Raw genomic sequence first — 15,992 nt, 5'->3', positions numbered from 1 at the left:
TCATACGGTGCACAACTAATCATCCAAATAAAATATTTCAATAACATACTAAAAAACCATTCGTATGATCAATATATAGGAGGGGTTTTATGAAAAGAAAACTATTAACCATTGTTGCGAGCATTACACTATGTACATCCTTCATACTAGGAGCTTGTAGCAAAGAAAGCTCTACTACTTCATCAAATGGTGAAAAAGAATTTCGCTATGCGATGAGTGGATTATACAAACCTTTTAACTATAAAGAAAATGACGGCAAACTTGTCGGCTTTGATGTAGAAATCGGTGAAGCTCTTGCTAAAAAGATGAACATGAAGGCTACGCCAGTTACAAACCCATGGGAAACGCTAATTCAAGGTCTTCAAGCGAAGAAATATGATGTAATACTGGGTAGTATGGCAATTACAGAGGAGCGCTTAAAAGCTGTTAGTTTCTCAAATCCGTACTATCGCTCTGGCGCCCAAATTTTTGTGGCTAAAAAGAATACCGCTATCTCTTCTCCAGAAGATTTAAAAGGTAAGAAAATTGGTGTTGTAAAAGCTAGTACCTTTAAAAATCTTGTTGCAAAATATACAGATCAAATCACAGAATATGACAGTGATATTACTGCTCTTATGGACTTAGAGCCTGGGCGTGTTGATGCAGTAATTACGGATCAAATGGTTGGTCTACGTATGATAAAAGAAGGAAAATCGAATATAAAAGAAGCCGGAAAACCATTAAATCTTGATGAAATGGGAATTGCTATCCGCAAAGATGATAAAGAAATGGTTGAGCAAGTAAATAAAGCGTTAGATGAAATCATTAAAGATGGTACGTATGAAAAGATCAGTAAAAAATGGTTCGGGCGTAATATTCTTGGTGAAGAGGAAAAAACGAAGTAAGTAAGTTAGCCATTCAAAAGATTCATAAACAGTGCCCCACTGATTAAGTGTTCATTTTATGTGGGGCATTTCATTCTCTACTAAAATCTATACAATATGAGGTGAAACGCATGTTTGAAATTTTTATTTCTTCCTATCCCACACTCTTAAAAGCTACTATTGTCACATTACAATTAACATTAACTTCCCTAGTACTCGGTTCATTAATTGGATTATTATTCGCTTTCTTTCGAATCTCTAACAATAAAGTTTTAAATAGTATCGCTCATGTCTACATTGCTATTATTCGTGGTACACCTTTAATTGTTCAAATTGCCATTCTCTATTTTGGAATTACATCCGTTGTTGTTTTCACCCCTTTTTGGGCAGGAGCAATCGCTTTAGCAATTCATAACGGTGCATATATTACCGAAATTTTCCGTGGATCTATTCAATCCGTTGACCGGGGACAATTAGAAGCAGCTCGCTCTTTAGGCATGCCTTATCCTTTAGCTATGCGACGAATTATATTACCACAAGCATTTCGTCTGTCTCTTCCTCCTCTAGGAAACCAATTTATTATCGGATTAAAAGATTCTTCACTTGTTGCTTATGTAGGAATGTCCGAATTATGGGGATCAGGTTTATCAATTGCAGCAGGTAACTTCCAACAATTAGATACTTACATAATCGTTGGTGCATACTATCTCGTACTTGTTCTTCTATTTACTTATTTTGTTAATCTTTTAGAAAAACGATTACAACGAAAAGAAACTAACTCCGTCCAAGTGAGCAGAAAAAACAAGAAAGAAGTTTCTTTATAGCAAAAAAGCAAGCTCACTAAGAGCTTGCTTTTTTGCTATAAAATACATCTATTTTTACTGATTTACTTTTTTAATACTCTCTTTTTCTTCTATATGTTCCTCACGATATGAAATATTATGAGGATCTAGTCCATTTCCTAAAGAACCATAGAAATGCTCTCTATGCGGATCAACTAATTCACTTCCGTGATAATACACACGTGGTGTATTCCAAAGTGCTGCCAATGCTTTTGTCATCGGCATTTCGTGATAGCGTTCCGGCCACATTTCTTTAATCTTCTCTTTTACTAACGGATAGTATTTTGAACTCATAGCAGGAAACAGATGATGTTCTGTATGATATGAGAAGTTGAAATGTAAAACGTCTACCCAGCGCGGCACTGTTACTGATAAACAGTTTGCTAATGGATCATTTACTGGAACAATTGGATTTAAGCGGTGATTTGTTGCGATATATGCCATTACAATAAAGTTAGCAATTAACAACGGAATGACATATGCAAATAACCATTTTCCTGGTCCCATAATAAACAATAAACTAATCCAAACTGTCCAAGGTAAAAGAAGTTGAAGCCATACAGATTTTTGATTGGATGACTTAAATTCTTTTATAAAATGAAAGAACATTCGAGTCGAATGCAATGTAAATTGAATTGTTAGTGACAGAAAACTAAAGAATGAACGTACATGAAGGGGCATACGATATACCCAACTCAAAAACTTACTCTTCTTAAGTTTCTCAAGTGTCGGCCATGCATCTGGATCATTCTCTTCATGCTGTGTATGAACATGATGCGTTGCATTATGCCACTTTCTCCAAAGCTTTGGCCCTGTTGATAATGGCATAAATGCAATCGCGCCTAAGAAGTCACGAAGCCATGCCTTTCTTACAACAGTTCCATGTAAAATTTCATGCCCTAAAAATCCAAGTGAAGCAAAACATAATCCAAGAACAATTGCAATTCCTAGATTCGCCCACACATTCAATTCAAATACACCAATCGCTATTAACCCCGCCAATGCCACAAGCAAATAAGCCAGTCCACCAAATAAACGAGTAGGCACTGGTTTAAATGCTTTTTTCGGCAAATGTGGTGATACACGTGCTGCATACCACCCAAACGTATGAAGCTCCTTCATCCTTTTGCTCCTTTCTTATGCCGCGCCTTGCGCAACTTACATATATTAATTCTTGCTTCCAGATTGATTTTACTAGGTGATCCAAAAAGCATCTATTATAAGGAAAATATACTCACTCTATCGTCACTTATTTTTCGCTTTTATTATCAATGAAAAACATTTCTCTTTTTACTCTCTATCAACCTTTCCACATGATGAATCATAACAATAGAATTTCTATATTGTCAACACCTTTTATGACCTAGTAATAAAAGGTGGTTATATTTTTATAATCATACTTTATTTCACTAAAGAAAATGTATAGATTCCATAAGGATTTACCCAATATATATAGACATTTTCTTAAACGCCATAGACTCTATCTCATTCAATAACTCCCTATGTAATCAACAAAACTGAATCACTTGAATTTAGTTTTATATAAATCCTACTACTTCATAATGCCCCACCTAATTAATTATATTAAAATAATTTATAACCTCTTTTAATAAAAATAGACTACTTCTAAAACAACACACATGAATTTCATATAATATGGAAATATTAAAAGGAAAATTGTTCTAAAATCAGGAGGTTTCCGCAATGACAAGTGATACATTTCCACAACTGCCGCTATCTTATTGGATTGAATCTACTCAGTTTCCTACTTTCCCTCGTTTATCCGAAAATATAAAGACGAAAGTTGCTATTATCGGTGCTGGTATTACAGGTATTACTACTGCCTATTTACTTGCAAAAGAAGGCGTCGATGTTGTTTTAATTGATTCCGGCCGTATTTTAAACGGAACGACTGGGCATACAACAGCGAAAGTAACAGCACAACATGATCTTATTTATGATGAATTAATAAATCATTTCGGTGTAGAAAAGGCCCGGCTTTACTATGAATCAAATAATAAGGCTCTACAATTCATAAATAAAACTGTTCAAACATATAAAATCGACTGTAATTTCTCAAATGAAGATTCATATTTATATACAACTACTGATAACGGATTAAGAAATTTATCGAAAGAATATGAAGCTTATCAAAAATTAAATATACCTTGTGACTATGTTCAATCTCTATCGATTCCTATTCCAGTACAATCTGCGCTTATAATGAAAAATCAAGCACAATTCCATCCCCTTCTTTATTTAAAAACACTTTTAGAAAAGTTTGTGGAGATGGGCGGAAAGGTCTACGAACAAACAACAGCTATGGATGTGGAAAAGGGCGATTATCCACAAATAATTACAAAAGAGGGCCATCATATCACTTGTGAATATGTCGTCTCTTGTTCACATTTTCCTTTTTATGATGCGAATAGCTTTTTCTTTACGCGAATGTACGCAGAACGCTCCTACGCTCTTGCAATAAAAGCAAAAACGGAGTATCCAGGTGGCATGTATTTAAGTATTGATGATCCAAAGCGCTCCTTACGCTATATAACAAACAATGGAGAAAAATTAATTTTGATTGGCGGAGAGAGTCATAAAACAGGTCAGGGAATAAATACGATGCTTCATTATGAAGCACTCTATTCTTTTGCTGAAGCCACTTTTGGAATAGATGAAGTTCCTTATAGATGGTCAGCACAAGATTTAATTACTCTAGATAAGCTTCCTTATATCGGACATATTAACGAAAGAAATCCAAATATATTTGTTGCAACTGGATATCGCAAATGGGGAATGACAACTGGAACTGCTGCCGCTCACCTACTGAAGGACTCCATCCTAAAAGTTCACAGTCCCTATAAAGAACTGTATGCACCATCACGCTTCCATGCAAATCCAGATATAAAAACGTTCCTCTCCCAAAACATTGATGTTGCGAAACATTTAATTGCAGGAAAGATTGAAACCGCATTACGTAAGCCAGAAGATCTCGAAGTTGGTGAAGGATCTGTCGTACATGTTAACGGTAAACGAGCAGGTGCTTATAAGGACAAAGAAGGAAAATTACATATCGTCGATACAACTTGTACACATCTCGGCTGTGAAGTTGAATGGAATAATGGTGATTGTACTTGGGATTGCCCTTGCCATGGTTCTCGTTTTTCAATTGAGGGAGACGTTCTTGAAGGCCCAGCAGATCAACCGTTAAAACGAGTTGATAATGAGTAAACAAATAAAGAAGTTCAACAAAATTACTGTTGAACTTCTTTATTTGTTATAAACCCTTTTCAGATAAAATTCGACACAAGGAGGAAAATATTAACATTAAATAAAATAATATATTCATCTACAAATTAAAAGGGGTGAATATTATGCAACCTTCAGCTCCACCTCATCTAGAATCTACAGAAACTATCTTTCCAAGCTCTATTACAAAACTTGTTGTTTTTATTTGTTGGCTAGCCATTTTAGCTGATGGATATGATTTAGGTATTTACGGTGCCGTTCTACCAAAGCTCCTAGAAGACAAAAGCTGGGCGCTATCACCAGCGCATGCTGGTACAATTGCAAGCTATGCTTTATTTGGGATGTTTATTGGGGCTATTCTAGTTGGAACGATTACAGATCTAATTGGGCGTAAATGGACGCTTATATGCTGTTTAGCACTTTTTTCTATCACAATGGGTTTAGCGGCTATCGCTCCTTCTCCTGAGTTATTTGGATTATCTCGATTTATAGGAGGAATCGGATTAGGCGGTGTTATCCCAACAGCTTCAGCACTTACTGTTGAATATTCACCAAAAAAAAGGCAATCTTTTATTTATGCTCTTATGTTTACTGGCTATCCTTTAGGTATCGTGTTAGGTGCTATTTTGTCCATGCTTATGTTAGAAGATTTCGGATGGAGAATTATGTTTGGTATCGGAATGATTCCACTACTCCTCATTCCTTTCATTATTCGCTATTTACCCGAGTCCATTCAATTTTTATTATCACGTAATCGCCAAGAAGAAGTGAACCAAATTCTTAATCGTTTTCAAATTGAATTTCATGTAAAAGATAAAACTCATCAAGACCCATCTACTATACGAAAGAAAAATGGATTTTTTACTTTATTCTCAAAAGAATACATAAAAGCAACGCTACTTTTTTGGATCACTTATATAATGGGAATGTTTTTAATATATGGTTTAAACACTTGGTTACCACAGATGATGCGCCAGGCAGGATATCCTCTTGGGTCTAGTCTGTCATTTCTACTTATGCTAAATATTACCGCAGCTATCGGCGCATTATTCGCTGGAGCAATTGCTGATCGTATAGGAGCAAAAATTGTTATTAGCATCTCTTATCTTATGGCAGCCATATGTATCGGACTATTAACAATCAAACCATCTGTTACAATCATTTATCTTTTAATTGGCCTTGCTGGTATTGGATCAGTCGGTATTACTCAAATATTAAATGCATATGTAACACAATACTTCCCATCACATATCCGAGCTACCTCCTTAGGCTGGGGACTGGGGCTTGGCCGAGTTGGTGCAATTGCTGGCCCAATTCTCGTCGGTATTATTATGACAATGCAATATGACTTAGCATGGAATTTTTACTTATTCTCCTTTGCAGGTCTTATCGCAGCTATATCTGTTTTCTTCATTCCTACAAAATAAAAAGGGCACAAACTTACTTGTGCTCTTTTTCATATGCTTCAAACAACATATCTCGAAACAATGTATTTAAACTCTCAATATCGATTCCTGATCCCTTTTCAATTCCTTTTACATATTGCTGATAGTAATGAATTTGTTCTTCTAAAAATTGATTTAGCACCTTAATTTTCAATCCAACATCTAATTCAGTACCTGCTTTTTTCTTTATTAACAACTTTTCAATTTCATCTAATACGCTACGTTCTAATGATAATTCTTTAATCAATCGGTCAAATTCTACAGGAGGTAAGGTCGTTTTCTCTTCTAGCCACTTACAAGCTAAAATGGGACGTAATACATAAAAGTACTTTTTCAGCTTTACATTCTCACCTTGCAAAAATTCACGATAATTTTTCGACGCCATATGTAAATAATGATATATCGTTGCTTTTGGATCAAAATTCTTCTCACTCATCTGTTGAAGTAGTTCTGGAAAATTAGAGTTTTTCGAATAAAAAATTGGTGATCGAATCCACTCAAGTAAAGCAGGATTCGACTTCGCGAATAGTTGCAACGCCTTTTTAATATCCCAACCACTTATATCTAAATCATCACTAATTGGATATTCAATTACATCTCGTTTGTCATGAATTGATAAATACCATTCTACCGGATGTATATAAACAAACCTAACATCATAATCGCTATCTTTCGATGGAAAACCCCAAGCACGACTCCCTGATTCTACCGCAAATAAAATTTTCACATCATTCTCTTTTTCAATTCTTTCTAACTCCAACTCGATTTTCTCTCTCATTGCATAACACCTCCATTTTTTGATTATTTCCTTGGAAATTCGACAAATACAATACTAATTTTACTACATACCAAAAAAACTGTCAGAAATTACTGACAGCCTAATGAAACGTCTATTGTTGCTTTTCGATTACAGTAGTAGCAATTCGTTCAAACTCTTTTTGAATCTCCTCTTTATATGCATCTACTATTGAAAAGTCCATAGCAGCAATATAAATTCGTTCTAATTTATCACGAACCGATTTTGCTTTCGCTAAGAAAGACATCGCCTCATTCATTTTTGCTTTATATTGAATGGAAACATCACGAATTTCCTTCGCATATTTCTCATCCGTCCCTGGCGTAACAATAAGGGCATACATATCAATAATTTCATCACCCTCGCGACTTGGAAAATATTCATGTGGTGCGGTGCTATCAAAAATTGCAAAGCCTAATTCTCTTACGATAACCATATCAAGACTATGCGGGTCAAATCCGCAATGATATACTTCAACTTCAAATCCTTTTTCTTCAGCTGCCTTAGCTAACTTTTTGAGCATCGTTGATTTTCCAGAGCCTGGGCGCCCTTTTATAAAATAACGATGTGGTAACCCTTCTGTTAAATTAGGAACAAAATCAACTGCTCCTTTCGGTGTAGCAGCTCCTAAAAAACGATGTTTTACAAGCGATTGTCTCCCGCTTTTATCTGCAAATAATTTCTGGATTAGCTGATTGGTTAGTTCATTTGCTTTATTAAAATCTATATTATCAATATATATCTTCTCCCACTCATCATGTATAACCAATGCCTCTTTAAAACGTGCGTAAGCAGACTGAAAAGCTTTGCTTGCTTCTGAAACAAATCTTTCAATTTCTAACTTCTGCTTTCTTAGTTTATCTGAGTCCCAAGCAATTCCTAAATTTATATACTCTTCAACAACTCCTGGCATTTTTGGCTCAATAACATGCGGCGATGTCCCATCAACAATTCCTACTTTTAATTTTGGGATAATTACACCATCAACCGATTTATTATCAGAAGAACAATGTAAAAATTCAATATCATATCCTTTTTCAATCCATTCACGACCTATTGCCTTTATTAAAGAAGATTTTCCCGTTCCTGGGCCACCCTTTAAGATAAATAATCTGTCTAATCCTTTTAAATTCTCTTCGTATAAATTGTGAAATCCCCTAGCTGTATTACCACCAGCATAATAATTTAATACATTTCCTGTCACTGCACTCACTCCTTCGCAGCATTCTATTTACATAAGCTACAATATGCGAGCAGCTTTATTTGGGTGAATACCTATTTTGTATTGCACGAAAAAAGGAAATGAATTACAATTTAACTATCGGAAAATTCCGATTTTAAAAACTGAATACTTCTTTATCAAGAGAGGCAGAGGGACCGGCCCTTTGAAGCCCAGCAACCTCAGTTTATACAAACTGAATAGGTGCTAATTCCTGCAAAATGCATTGCATTTTGGAAGATAAAACTCAACTAGCATGTAAAGCTCATCTTTCTTGATACTGAAGGATGAGCTTTTTATTATTTGAAAAACATATATTGGAGGTATGTAAAATGAAAGTAATTGATCTATCGCAAACATTTGAAAATAATATGTCTCAATTTCCTGGAACACCTAAAATACAACTAGAAGCTGTTACAAGTGTTGAAGAATCAGGCTATCAAGTTACAGATTTTCATTCTGTCGTTCATGTTGGCACGCATTGTGATGCTCCTGCGCATTTTATTTCAGGCGCAACGACCATCGATCAATTACCGCTGGATCAATTTGTAGGTGAAGCTGTTCTTATAGATGTAACACATATTCAAGAGCGAAAATTACCTAAGGCAGTATTGCATAATACTGACATAAAAGAAGGTGATATTGTTATTTTTCATTCTAATCTATCCACCAAATGGAATACAGAGGCTTATGAGAAGGAAGCATTTTATCTTTCTGAAGAATTAGCTAAAGAACTAGTGCGATTAAAAGTAAAATCTATCGGTTTAGATTTCATTTCTCCTGATGAAGTCACAACAGAAACATCACCGATTCATCACATATTACTAGGGAATAATATTTACTTAATTGAAAACTTAACAAATCTAGATGCTATCGAAGCAAAACGTTTCTTTTTCTCAGCAGCACCTTTAAAAATTAAAAATAGTGACGGTGCTTTCGCAAGAGCATTTGCTGTTATATTTTAAACACAACCTATAAAGTGAACCTTTGATCATTGGAGGTTTTGTTCATCCCATACCTAACTTCTTTGCTTCCGCTGAATTTTGAAGTGGGGGTCTTACTGCCCGGCAAATAGCGGAATTAAAAAAAGCAAAGGCCACTATTGGTCTTTGCTTCTATATTTTCTATTTAAATTAAGAAAGAATTGTTCCACACGGGGACGCACCCAAGCTAAACAATCTATCTCTTTCTTCTTTGTGCAAGCTATCTCTTCTCCATCTACCATTTCAACAAGTTCTAGTTCTAACAGTTGCCTCGTGAATGCTAACATATTCACTTCTTCGGATGGATACTCTTCTTTTAATTTCTCCTCAATTTCCCCCAATAAAAAACCGTCACGCATCATTGCCAATGCATCAATCCAAAGTGGCGGCATTTCATATTTTTCTCCTGTAATTGTATCTTTTACAATATAATTCTTTTGCTCTTTTCGAAATTGAATCGTGTGTAAACATACAGTCGAATTTAATGTTAATTCCATCATACCACCTCTTTCATAATATCTGCATAGAAAAAAGGATGCGTGTGCACCCCTTCTTATCTTTTCATAACACCACTGAACCGCTACATGAGCAATCAATCTCATGTCGATATTTTCCTCCATTATAAACGAAGTATTTTATAAAAAAAACCCTTCTTGAAACATTTTATAAAATGTTTATATTTACACAACAAGAACACTTTTCTGAAAAATCTTTTCTCCCAATACATTAAACGGTCGGCAGAAAAATTTCTACTTTCGTTCCTACTCCTAGACTACTTTGGATCGTGATACTCCCTTGATGTTCCTTAATAATTTTATATGTAATCATTAACCCAAGTCCTGTACCAGTCTCCTTTGTTGTGTAAAACGCCTTGCCGATTTTTTCTAATTTATCATTCTCTATACCAAATCCTTGGTCTTCAACAGAAATACACAAATGTCCTTGCGTTTTTTGATATGCACGGATATGAATTTCTCCGCCCTCTGGCATTGATTCTATTCCATTTTTAATGATATTTAATAACACTTGTTTTAATTGCTTATCATCACCGTTTATAGCCGGTAAATTCCCATCTACTTGTATATGACATTTAACTCTATATTGCGTTGCATAACTTTCCATTAGATGCACAACATATAGAAGGATATCTCGTATATTACACCTTTCATAATTTGTTGGCTTTGGTTTTCCTAACAACATCAATTCACTAACAAATCCATTAACCCTTTCAATTTCTTGTAGCATAATGTCGTAGCTCATCGTATCAGTTGGATTTCTTTCTTTTTGCATTTGCGTAAACCCTTTTAACGCTGTTAGCGGATTTCGAATTTCATGGGCAATTGTTGTAGACATAGTCCCAATCACAGCTAAATTTTCCGTCTCTTTCATATTGTTCATCATTTCAACCACTGTTCTTACATAAGATTGAAATCGTTTTAATAAAGAATGTGAAATAATGAAATAGAATATACATAAAACAAGTGGAATTACCACTTTTAAATCTTGTAATAGCAATGTGAAAAATACGTACTTTCCAATTACACTAAAGGACACTAAATAAAAGTATTTTCTATTCACGAAAACTGGGGCAAATAAAATTAATAACATTTCTACCATACTACCATGTTCAAAAGGTCTATCCGTTCGCAAATAAATCATTAAATTATTCACAAGATTGATAAACATGTACCCAAATAAAAATAAATATTTTACAGAATATACATACCCTCTTTTTTGAAGATATATAGAAATAGGAAATAATGCTATTACAAATATAGGCACACCTATCCCAAGACTACCTTCTGGCCAACCTACCGCTGTTCCACTAATATTCATAGCAGGATATACAAAATAATATATAGCGTCATATAAAAAGAATATAATATAAAATAATAATATAAATACCTTTAAGGCTCTTCTTTCTTCATAAATCAAGCTCTTGTATTTATTCATATAAAAACTCCCCTTGATCGATACAAAAAACTTTCATTGTTATCTCCTTAAAGTATAAGTATGAAATTGCTTTCAGGGCAATATTTAACCTTATAATAATGAAAGGAAGGAGATCTCCCCTTCCTTTTGGTAACAACTTACATCCATCTTACCCTGTCATGTAACAATCCATCCGTAAAATTATTATGCCCTATTACAAAATCCTTCATATATAAATTTAAATACTCACCGTACTTACTTTCTGTATTTAATAACAACTCCTCAACGTAATAAGCACCTTGTTCAAATTGATCTAAAAGTAAACTGGACAAGCCCGCATAAATCCCGCACCCTACTTGAAAATACGTTGCATTCGTTTTATATTTACGAAAAACTTGGCTACTATTCATCACATTATACATATATGTCTCACTATTTTCATAAACGAGTAACACACCGACCAAGTCCTCTCCAGCAACCTCTTCTTCCGCTGGATTAAACACTTTACGATTCCAGTTCCATAAATCTTCTACTTGATCTAAGTTCTGTCTAATTATATTTGTTGTATACTCATTAATTCGGTAAAGAAAACCAACTTCCATATTAAAGTTTTTCCCTAAAATTAATACTTCCTCATGTGGCATTAAACAACCATAGAATTCTTTTTCTCCTAACTTCACTTTATACTCTGAAGCATATACATCTTCATAAAAGTAAAGAGGACGATGATGACTCATATACATCGGATAACTCCAGATTGCTTCATCTAAAAATCGCTCTACTGCCCATGAAGCATAAAGTGTATGTGGCTTTATAAGTGCTGTATCATTCAAAAACGATGTGTCATGTTCTACAATATAACATGCTCTTGGCCTTTCATTTGGTCGTTCCTTCATAAGCTCAACAACCATCCATTGAACAACACCTGGATTCATACCTGCACCTATAATCGCTTTTGTATTTGTAAATTTCTCTTTCTCCTTCTCAAACCTTGTATATCTTTCCGTAAGCTGAAAGCCGATTAAGCTATCGTCCTGATCTACTGCCTCATTTTCCAAGGCTGAGTTAATATAACAAATTCCTAGTTCATTACAGCAGCTTAATACTCTAATTGTATCTGCCCCTGAAACATCAATCACAACACTCGTTCTTTTTTCTTTTAAATGTTGTTTAAATTCCACTACATTTTGAAGGTTTATTTCATATAAATATAATTGACTTTTCAAATTCGAAAACAAATCATCATAATAAGTCCTATCTTTTTGTTTTATATCCACCAAATGAAATTTGGCATTCTTTAATACTTCATAAATTGGATCTTTTTCATTTGCTATCGCTTGATTTAAAATTGCTAAAACTGCTTTTGCTGCTCCACCAGCACTACCAAGCAATGTAATTGATAACGAATTCGGAAACTGCTCCACAAACAAAACCCCTTTAATAAATTAGTTGAGCAGCTCCTCCTCAAAAAATAAATTGAATACATAAAAAGATAGCTCGTACACAATTTTTATAAGTTAGTGTAAAGTTACCTTTTAAAAAATCACACTATACTATGTTTATATTCAATTCATTTTTCCCCTCATCTTCAAATTAAACTAAAACAAATAGGCTCGACCTTTTCTTCTGCATATAAAAGAAAAAGTCAGCCCTTCCAACTAATCTACGGACAATGGACGGATTTTACATGTTGAATATTCACATACATTTTTGCATCACGTGCTTTTGATATTTCAATATGACCTTCATCAATTTTCGCCATTTTTCCAATTTTATTGGACTCCTCACCTAAATCAAACACCATAATTTTCCCAGTCATTTTAATAAGCTGTTCTTCAAATGTTCTAGCTAATGTAATATTTAACGGATTTACGGGGAGTTCATTTTTATTGAGGGCATACGGTACTTGGTTTTCTTTATACGGAATTAACCATTTTAAATGCTTTAAAGATATATATACCGTTTTATAAACCGGACTATAAAAAACAATATAGTCGTTCATCACACTTGTAACATAACCATGTATTGGAGCATTTCCTGCTACATAAACTTCTGTAAAAATCCCTTTAGAAGTACTTAATACTTTTCTCAAAGAAATTGAAGGGGATTCCCTCTTAATTACAGAATCAACATCTGGTTTTAGTATGTCTTCGTCATGTGGTCTTAAAAATTTATAGTATTGTACATGATATAAAGATATATATACATAGTCTTGTCCATTGTAAAGAACAATAATGTCATTTCCTACGTCTATTAATATACCTTTAAACCTTTTTTCACCGATTAATTTAACATATATATTTTCCCCAATACTTTTGTTTAACTCATTCATCTATATCCTCCTTCCTATGAATTTTAGCTTTCCTATCTTCCGTTTCAAAAAAATAATCAGGGCAATGTTCTGTCTTAATAGTAAGTAATTCCTTTTCATACTATCGAAATAAGAAATTGTTCTTCTCTTTCCCTCATAATGCCCCTCTTATTTATTAAACATTATTCATCTTCATTCTTTTTACATTTCACTACTTGACTCACACTCTTAATATGATAATTAATGATATAAATAACTTCATCACCGTTTACTAGCGTAATACATTCTTCATGCACTTCACTTAATAGGCCTTCTACACACTCTGGGCCGCCACGGTTAATCTTTACCCACTTATACTTCAAGTCACGTAATACATCGACGAAAGTATCATCATCAGAGCAGAAACATGAAACATAGCCATCGCCACATTTACTTTCTTTCACTTTCTTAACTAGACTCTTCACATGTTTCAATTGGTAATATACTAATTCACCAAGAAGAAGTTGTAATGTAAGGTAATCTCTTCCTAACGATACAAGTACCCCCACTCGACTCTCTGGTCCACGAAGATTTACTTTTACAGTCTCACCGACTAAGCCTTTAATTTGTTCACAGCATAATACATTCTCCAATTTCGTATCCCCCTTTCTTATTATCTTCCTCTACTTGATTGTCTTTGTGCACGAGCACGACCTGAATTATCGCTACTTTCCTTACTATCGTCGCTCTCATCACTCTCTCCGCATGCTAAAGCATTATAGTTAACACTTTTAATATGCTTTATTGCAATTAATATAATTTCTTCTTTTACGATTAATGTTACGAAGTCACAAGAAACATCTTGCAAAATGCCTTCCACTTTCTCTGGACCGCCGCGATTAATTTTCACCCAGCAATATTTGAAACTTTCAAGTAGTGCTTCAAAATCTTCTGCACAGGCGCAATCTTCCCACTCACAATCACTTGATCCACATTCTTTCGCATTTTTTGTAATACTTTTTAGATGTTTAAGTTGATAGTAATAAAGCTCACCTTTTTCATTCTTCAATACGAAGTAGTCCTGACATACTGATATTATTGTTCCTTTTTGAGATTCTGGACCACCCCTGTTTACTCTCACAAAAGATCCAATTAAGTCTTTCAAAAAATCACAATGAAATAAACTCACGAGAAAACCCCTTCCATTAATTTATAAGCTTTTGCACTGATAGTATATGTATCTGTACAGGTTACGTTCTCTATGTTTGTCCTAGCTAGAAAAAAATATGCTTTTAACATGGTAGACTACTACCTATCAAAAACATAAGGAATTCTGCATGCCCATTAGGCTTTCGATACCTTTAGACAAAAAATCCCGTATGAAGATACATTTCTGCATATCTTCATACGGGATTTCCCAAAGTTTAGTCTTCGTCTTTAACATCCATATCTTCTGGAATTGGTTCGTTTAATATTTCTTCCACTAACTGCTTATATTTCTCCATTTGTTCTAAATGCGTATTGAATTGTTCTTTATTTACTAAATATTGCTCTCCATCGAATAGCGCACGAATTTTCTTTTGCTGAATTAACTCTTCAATATACGATTTTGGTAAATTCAAATACTCCGCAGTCTCTTCTACTGTTATATACAATGCGTTCATTCCTTTATTATTTTTTCATCTATACTGTATCTTACTTTACTTTATTTTTGTAAACAAATAAAAAAGATTTTGTAAATGCAGTTCAAAAAGCAGGTAGATGCATTCCATATATTGTATAGTATTATATAGTAAGAATTTTTTAAATATAGAATGGTATTACCCATTTACACAAAGGAGAGTTAACATATGGCTACTCGTCACATCATTACAATGTTAGAAAAAACACTACAAGTTGAAACAGAAAACACAATTTCTCATTTGAATGTATCTTTATCTGATCGTTTTCTTTCTCAAAGCACAGCAATACATGAAAACAATTGTTATCATACAATTGGTGAATGGTACAAAAATCATTTCTTATTCCAACAAGATGATTTCCTTTGGGCTAAATATGCTTTCTATGACGCATATTGTGAAGCCATCAAAAAACAAGGCCATCTTACAAAACGCGTCCGTCAAATATTAGAATCATTGGCTCGAAAACATGGAAAACAATATATTGCTTCTATACTAAATATGCCATTTCCTAATGAACGCGCTAAAGGGACAGCTTAATTTATCCATGTTCTGCGTAAGCAAAACATAGCTAAATTGTTTTCTAAGATGCTTTACCAATAAAAATGTTCATATCATATGAACTGATGAAACCGGTGTCATTATAATGATTGAAAATATAGTAAACAGGAAAACCCCCACGTACATCTCTCAT

At 34.1% G+C, this 15,992-nt stretch carries 16 protein-coding genes and 1 riboswitch; of the genes, 6 read left to right on the top strand and 10 right to left on the bottom strand.

Annotated elements, in window-relative coordinates; all coding sequences use genetic code 11:
• The first annotated feature begins 89 nt into the window (after positions 1 to 89).
• Together QCI81_RS16405 and QCI81_RS16400 are read left to right on the top strand one after the other, a co-directional pair.
• Complete coding sequence (locus QCI81_RS16405) at positions 90 to 884, top strand: ABC transporter substrate-binding protein (RefSeq protein ID WP_000823755.1); 795 nt, start codon at positions 90 to 92, stop codon at positions 882 to 884.
• Positions 885 to 931: 47 nt separating this feature from the next.
• A complete protein-coding gene (locus QCI81_RS16400; protein WP_003269335.1) occupies positions 932 to 1,687 on the top strand; it encodes an amino acid ABC transporter permease in 756 nt (251 codons plus the stop codon).
• 54 nt (positions 1,688 to 1,741) lie between these two features.
• Here QCI81_RS16400 and desB read toward each other — a convergent pair whose 3' ends face one another.
• Positions 1,742 to 2,827, bottom strand: coding sequence for a Delta(10) desaturase DesB (gene desB / locus QCI81_RS16395; protein ID WP_000661208.1), 1,086 nt, complete (start codon positions 2,825 to 2,827; stop codon positions 1,742 to 1,744).
• Between the two features lie 582 nt (positions 2,828 to 3,409).
• Here desB and QCI81_RS16390 point away from each other — a divergent pair.
• Positions 3,410 to 4,936: an FAD-dependent oxidoreductase gene (locus QCI81_RS16390; RefSeq protein ID WP_071731325.1), complete on the top strand. Its 1,527-nt coding sequence runs from the start codon at positions 3,410 to 3,412 to the stop codon at positions 4,934 to 4,936.
• Positions 4,937 to 5,079: 143 nt separating this feature from the next.
• Positions 5,080 to 6,381 carry an MFS transporter gene (locus QCI81_RS16385; protein ID WP_001183082.1) on the top strand — a complete coding sequence of 434 codons (1,302 nt, stop codon included), beginning with the start codon at positions 5,080 to 5,082 and terminating at the stop codon, positions 6,379 to 6,381.
• Positions 6,382 to 6,394: 13 nt separating this feature from the next.
• Here QCI81_RS16385 and QCI81_RS16380 read toward each other — a convergent pair whose 3' ends face one another.
• Complete coding sequence (locus QCI81_RS16380) at positions 6,395 to 7,177, bottom strand: nucleotidyltransferase domain-containing protein (protein WP_071731326.1); 783 nt, start codon at positions 7,175 to 7,177, stop codon at positions 6,395 to 6,397.
• 112 nt (positions 7,178 to 7,289) lie between these two features.
• On the bottom strand, positions 7,290 to 8,399 hold the full coding sequence (locus QCI81_RS16375; RefSeq protein WP_000147459.1) for a PRK06851 family protein: 1,110 nt from the start codon (positions 8,397 to 8,399) through the stop codon (positions 7,290 to 7,292).
• 149 nt (positions 8,400 to 8,548) lie between these two features.
• A riboswitch (SAM riboswitch) is annotated at positions 8,549 to 8,661 on the top strand.
• 85 nt (positions 8,662 to 8,746) lie between these two features.
• Between QCI81_RS16375 and QCI81_RS16370 the strand changes: the two genes are divergently transcribed.
• Complete coding sequence (locus QCI81_RS16370) at positions 8,747 to 9,379, top strand: cyclase family protein (RefSeq protein ID WP_000862977.1); 633 nt, start codon at positions 8,747 to 8,749, stop codon at positions 9,377 to 9,379.
• Positions 9,380 to 9,513: 134 nt separating this feature from the next.
• Here the strand turns inward: QCI81_RS16370 and QCI81_RS16365 are convergent, their stop codons facing one another.
• The 7 genes from QCI81_RS16365 to QCI81_RS16335 all read right to left on the bottom strand — a co-directional run bounded on the left by QCI81_RS16365 (position 9,514) and on the right by QCI81_RS16335 (position 15,283).
• Positions 9,514 to 9,894 carry a hypothetical protein gene (locus QCI81_RS16365; protein ID WP_000424116.1) on the bottom strand — a complete coding sequence of 127 codons (381 nt, stop codon included), beginning with the start codon at positions 9,892 to 9,894 and terminating at the stop codon, positions 9,514 to 9,516.
• A gap of 229 nt (positions 9,895 to 10,123) precedes the next feature.
• On the bottom strand, positions 10,124 to 11,350 hold the full coding sequence (locus tag QCI81_RS16360; RefSeq protein WP_001046108.1) for an ATP-binding protein: 1,227 nt from the start codon (positions 11,348 to 11,350) through the stop codon (positions 10,124 to 10,126).
• Between the two features lie 137 nt (positions 11,351 to 11,487).
• Entirely contained in the window at positions 11,488 to 12,753 is a 1,266-nt protein-coding gene (locus tag QCI81_RS16355) for an S-adenosylmethionine decarboxylase related protein (protein ID WP_071731328.1), read from the bottom strand.
• A 239-nt stretch (positions 12,754 to 12,992) separates the two neighbouring features.
• The gene (locus QCI81_RS16350) at positions 12,993 to 13,661 is read right to left on the bottom strand and encodes an LSm family protein (RefSeq protein WP_001004268.1); all 669 of its coding nucleotides are present in this window, start codon (positions 13,659 to 13,661) and stop codon (positions 12,993 to 12,995) included.
• Positions 13,662 to 13,822: 161 nt separating this feature from the next.
• On the bottom strand, positions 13,823 to 14,272 hold the full coding sequence (locus QCI81_RS16345; protein WP_353810852.1) for a spore coat protein: 450 nt from the start codon (positions 14,270 to 14,272) through the stop codon (positions 13,823 to 13,825).
• 20 nt (positions 14,273 to 14,292) lie between these two features.
• The gene (locus tag QCI81_RS16340; protein ID WP_000051525.1) at positions 14,293 to 14,808 is read right to left on the bottom strand and encodes a spore coat protein B; all 516 of its coding nucleotides are present in this window, start codon (positions 14,806 to 14,808) and stop codon (positions 14,293 to 14,295) included.
• 235 nt (positions 14,809 to 15,043) lie between these two features.
• Positions 15,044 to 15,283 (bottom strand): helix-turn-helix domain-containing protein, encoded by a 240-nt coding sequence (locus tag QCI81_RS16335; protein WP_001998970.1) that lies wholly within the window; start codon positions 15,281 to 15,283, stop codon positions 15,044 to 15,046.
• A 186-nt stretch (positions 15,284 to 15,469) separates the two neighbouring features.
• On the opposite strand from QCI81_RS16335, the gene QCI81_RS16330 reads away from it, so the two are divergent.
• Positions 15,470 to 15,838 carry a hypothetical protein gene (locus QCI81_RS16330; RefSeq protein ID WP_000235474.1) on the top strand — a complete coding sequence of 123 codons (369 nt, stop codon included), beginning with the start codon at positions 15,470 to 15,472 and terminating at the stop codon, positions 15,836 to 15,838.
• Positions 15,839 to 15,992 lie beyond the last annotated feature (154 nt).

The organism is Bacillus cereus group sp. MG20 (genome assembly GCF_040459885.1).
In the GTDB taxonomy this organism is placed as follows: Bacteria; Bacillota; Bacilli; order Bacillales; family Bacillaceae_G; genus Bacillus_A; species Bacillus_A cereus.
This window is presented reverse-complemented; position numbering and strand designations above follow the sequence as displayed.

What these genes read in the sequence shown, in the direction of transcription:
- QCI81_RS16360 (WP_001046108.1), bottom strand. Translation starts at nt 11,350, where the DNA reads ATGAATAAATACAAGAGCTTGATTTATGAAGAAAGAAGAGCCTTAAAG.
- QCI81_RS16370 (WP_000862977.1), top strand. Translation starts at nt 8,747, where the DNA reads ATGAAAGTAATTGATCTATCGCAAACATTTGAAAATAATATGTCTCAA.
- QCI81_RS16330 (WP_000235474.1), top strand. Translation starts at nt 15,470, where the DNA reads ATGGCTACTCGTCACATCATTACAATGTTAGAAAAAACACTACAAGTT.
- QCI81_RS16380 (WP_071731326.1), bottom strand. Translation starts at nt 7,177, where the DNA reads ATGAGAGAGAAAATCGAGTTGGAGTTAGAAAGAATTGAAAAAGAGAAT.
- QCI81_RS16335 (WP_001998970.1), bottom strand. Translation starts at nt 15,283, where the DNA reads ATGAACGCATTGTATATAACAGTAGAAGAGACTGCGGAGTATTTGAAT.
- QCI81_RS16365 (WP_000424116.1), bottom strand. Translation starts at nt 9,894, where the DNA reads ATGGAATTAACATTAAATTCGACTGTATGTTTACACACGATTCAATTT.
- QCI81_RS16350 (WP_001004268.1), bottom strand. Translation starts at nt 13,661, where the DNA reads ATGAATGAGTTAAACAAAAGTATTGGGGAAAATATATATGTTAAATTA.
- QCI81_RS16385 (WP_001183082.1), top strand. Translation starts at nt 5,080, where the DNA reads ATGCAACCTTCAGCTCCACCTCATCTAGAATCTACAGAAACTATCTTT.
- QCI81_RS16390 (WP_071731325.1), top strand. Translation starts at nt 3,410, where the DNA reads ATGACAAGTGATACATTTCCACAACTGCCGCTATCTTATTGGATTGAA.
- desB (WP_000661208.1), bottom strand. Translation starts at nt 2,827, where the DNA reads ATGAAGGAGCTTCATACGTTTGGGTGGTATGCAGCACGTGTATCACCA.
- QCI81_RS16405 (WP_000823755.1), top strand. Translation starts at nt 90, where the DNA reads ATGAAAAGAAAACTATTAACCATTGTTGCGAGCATTACACTATGTACA.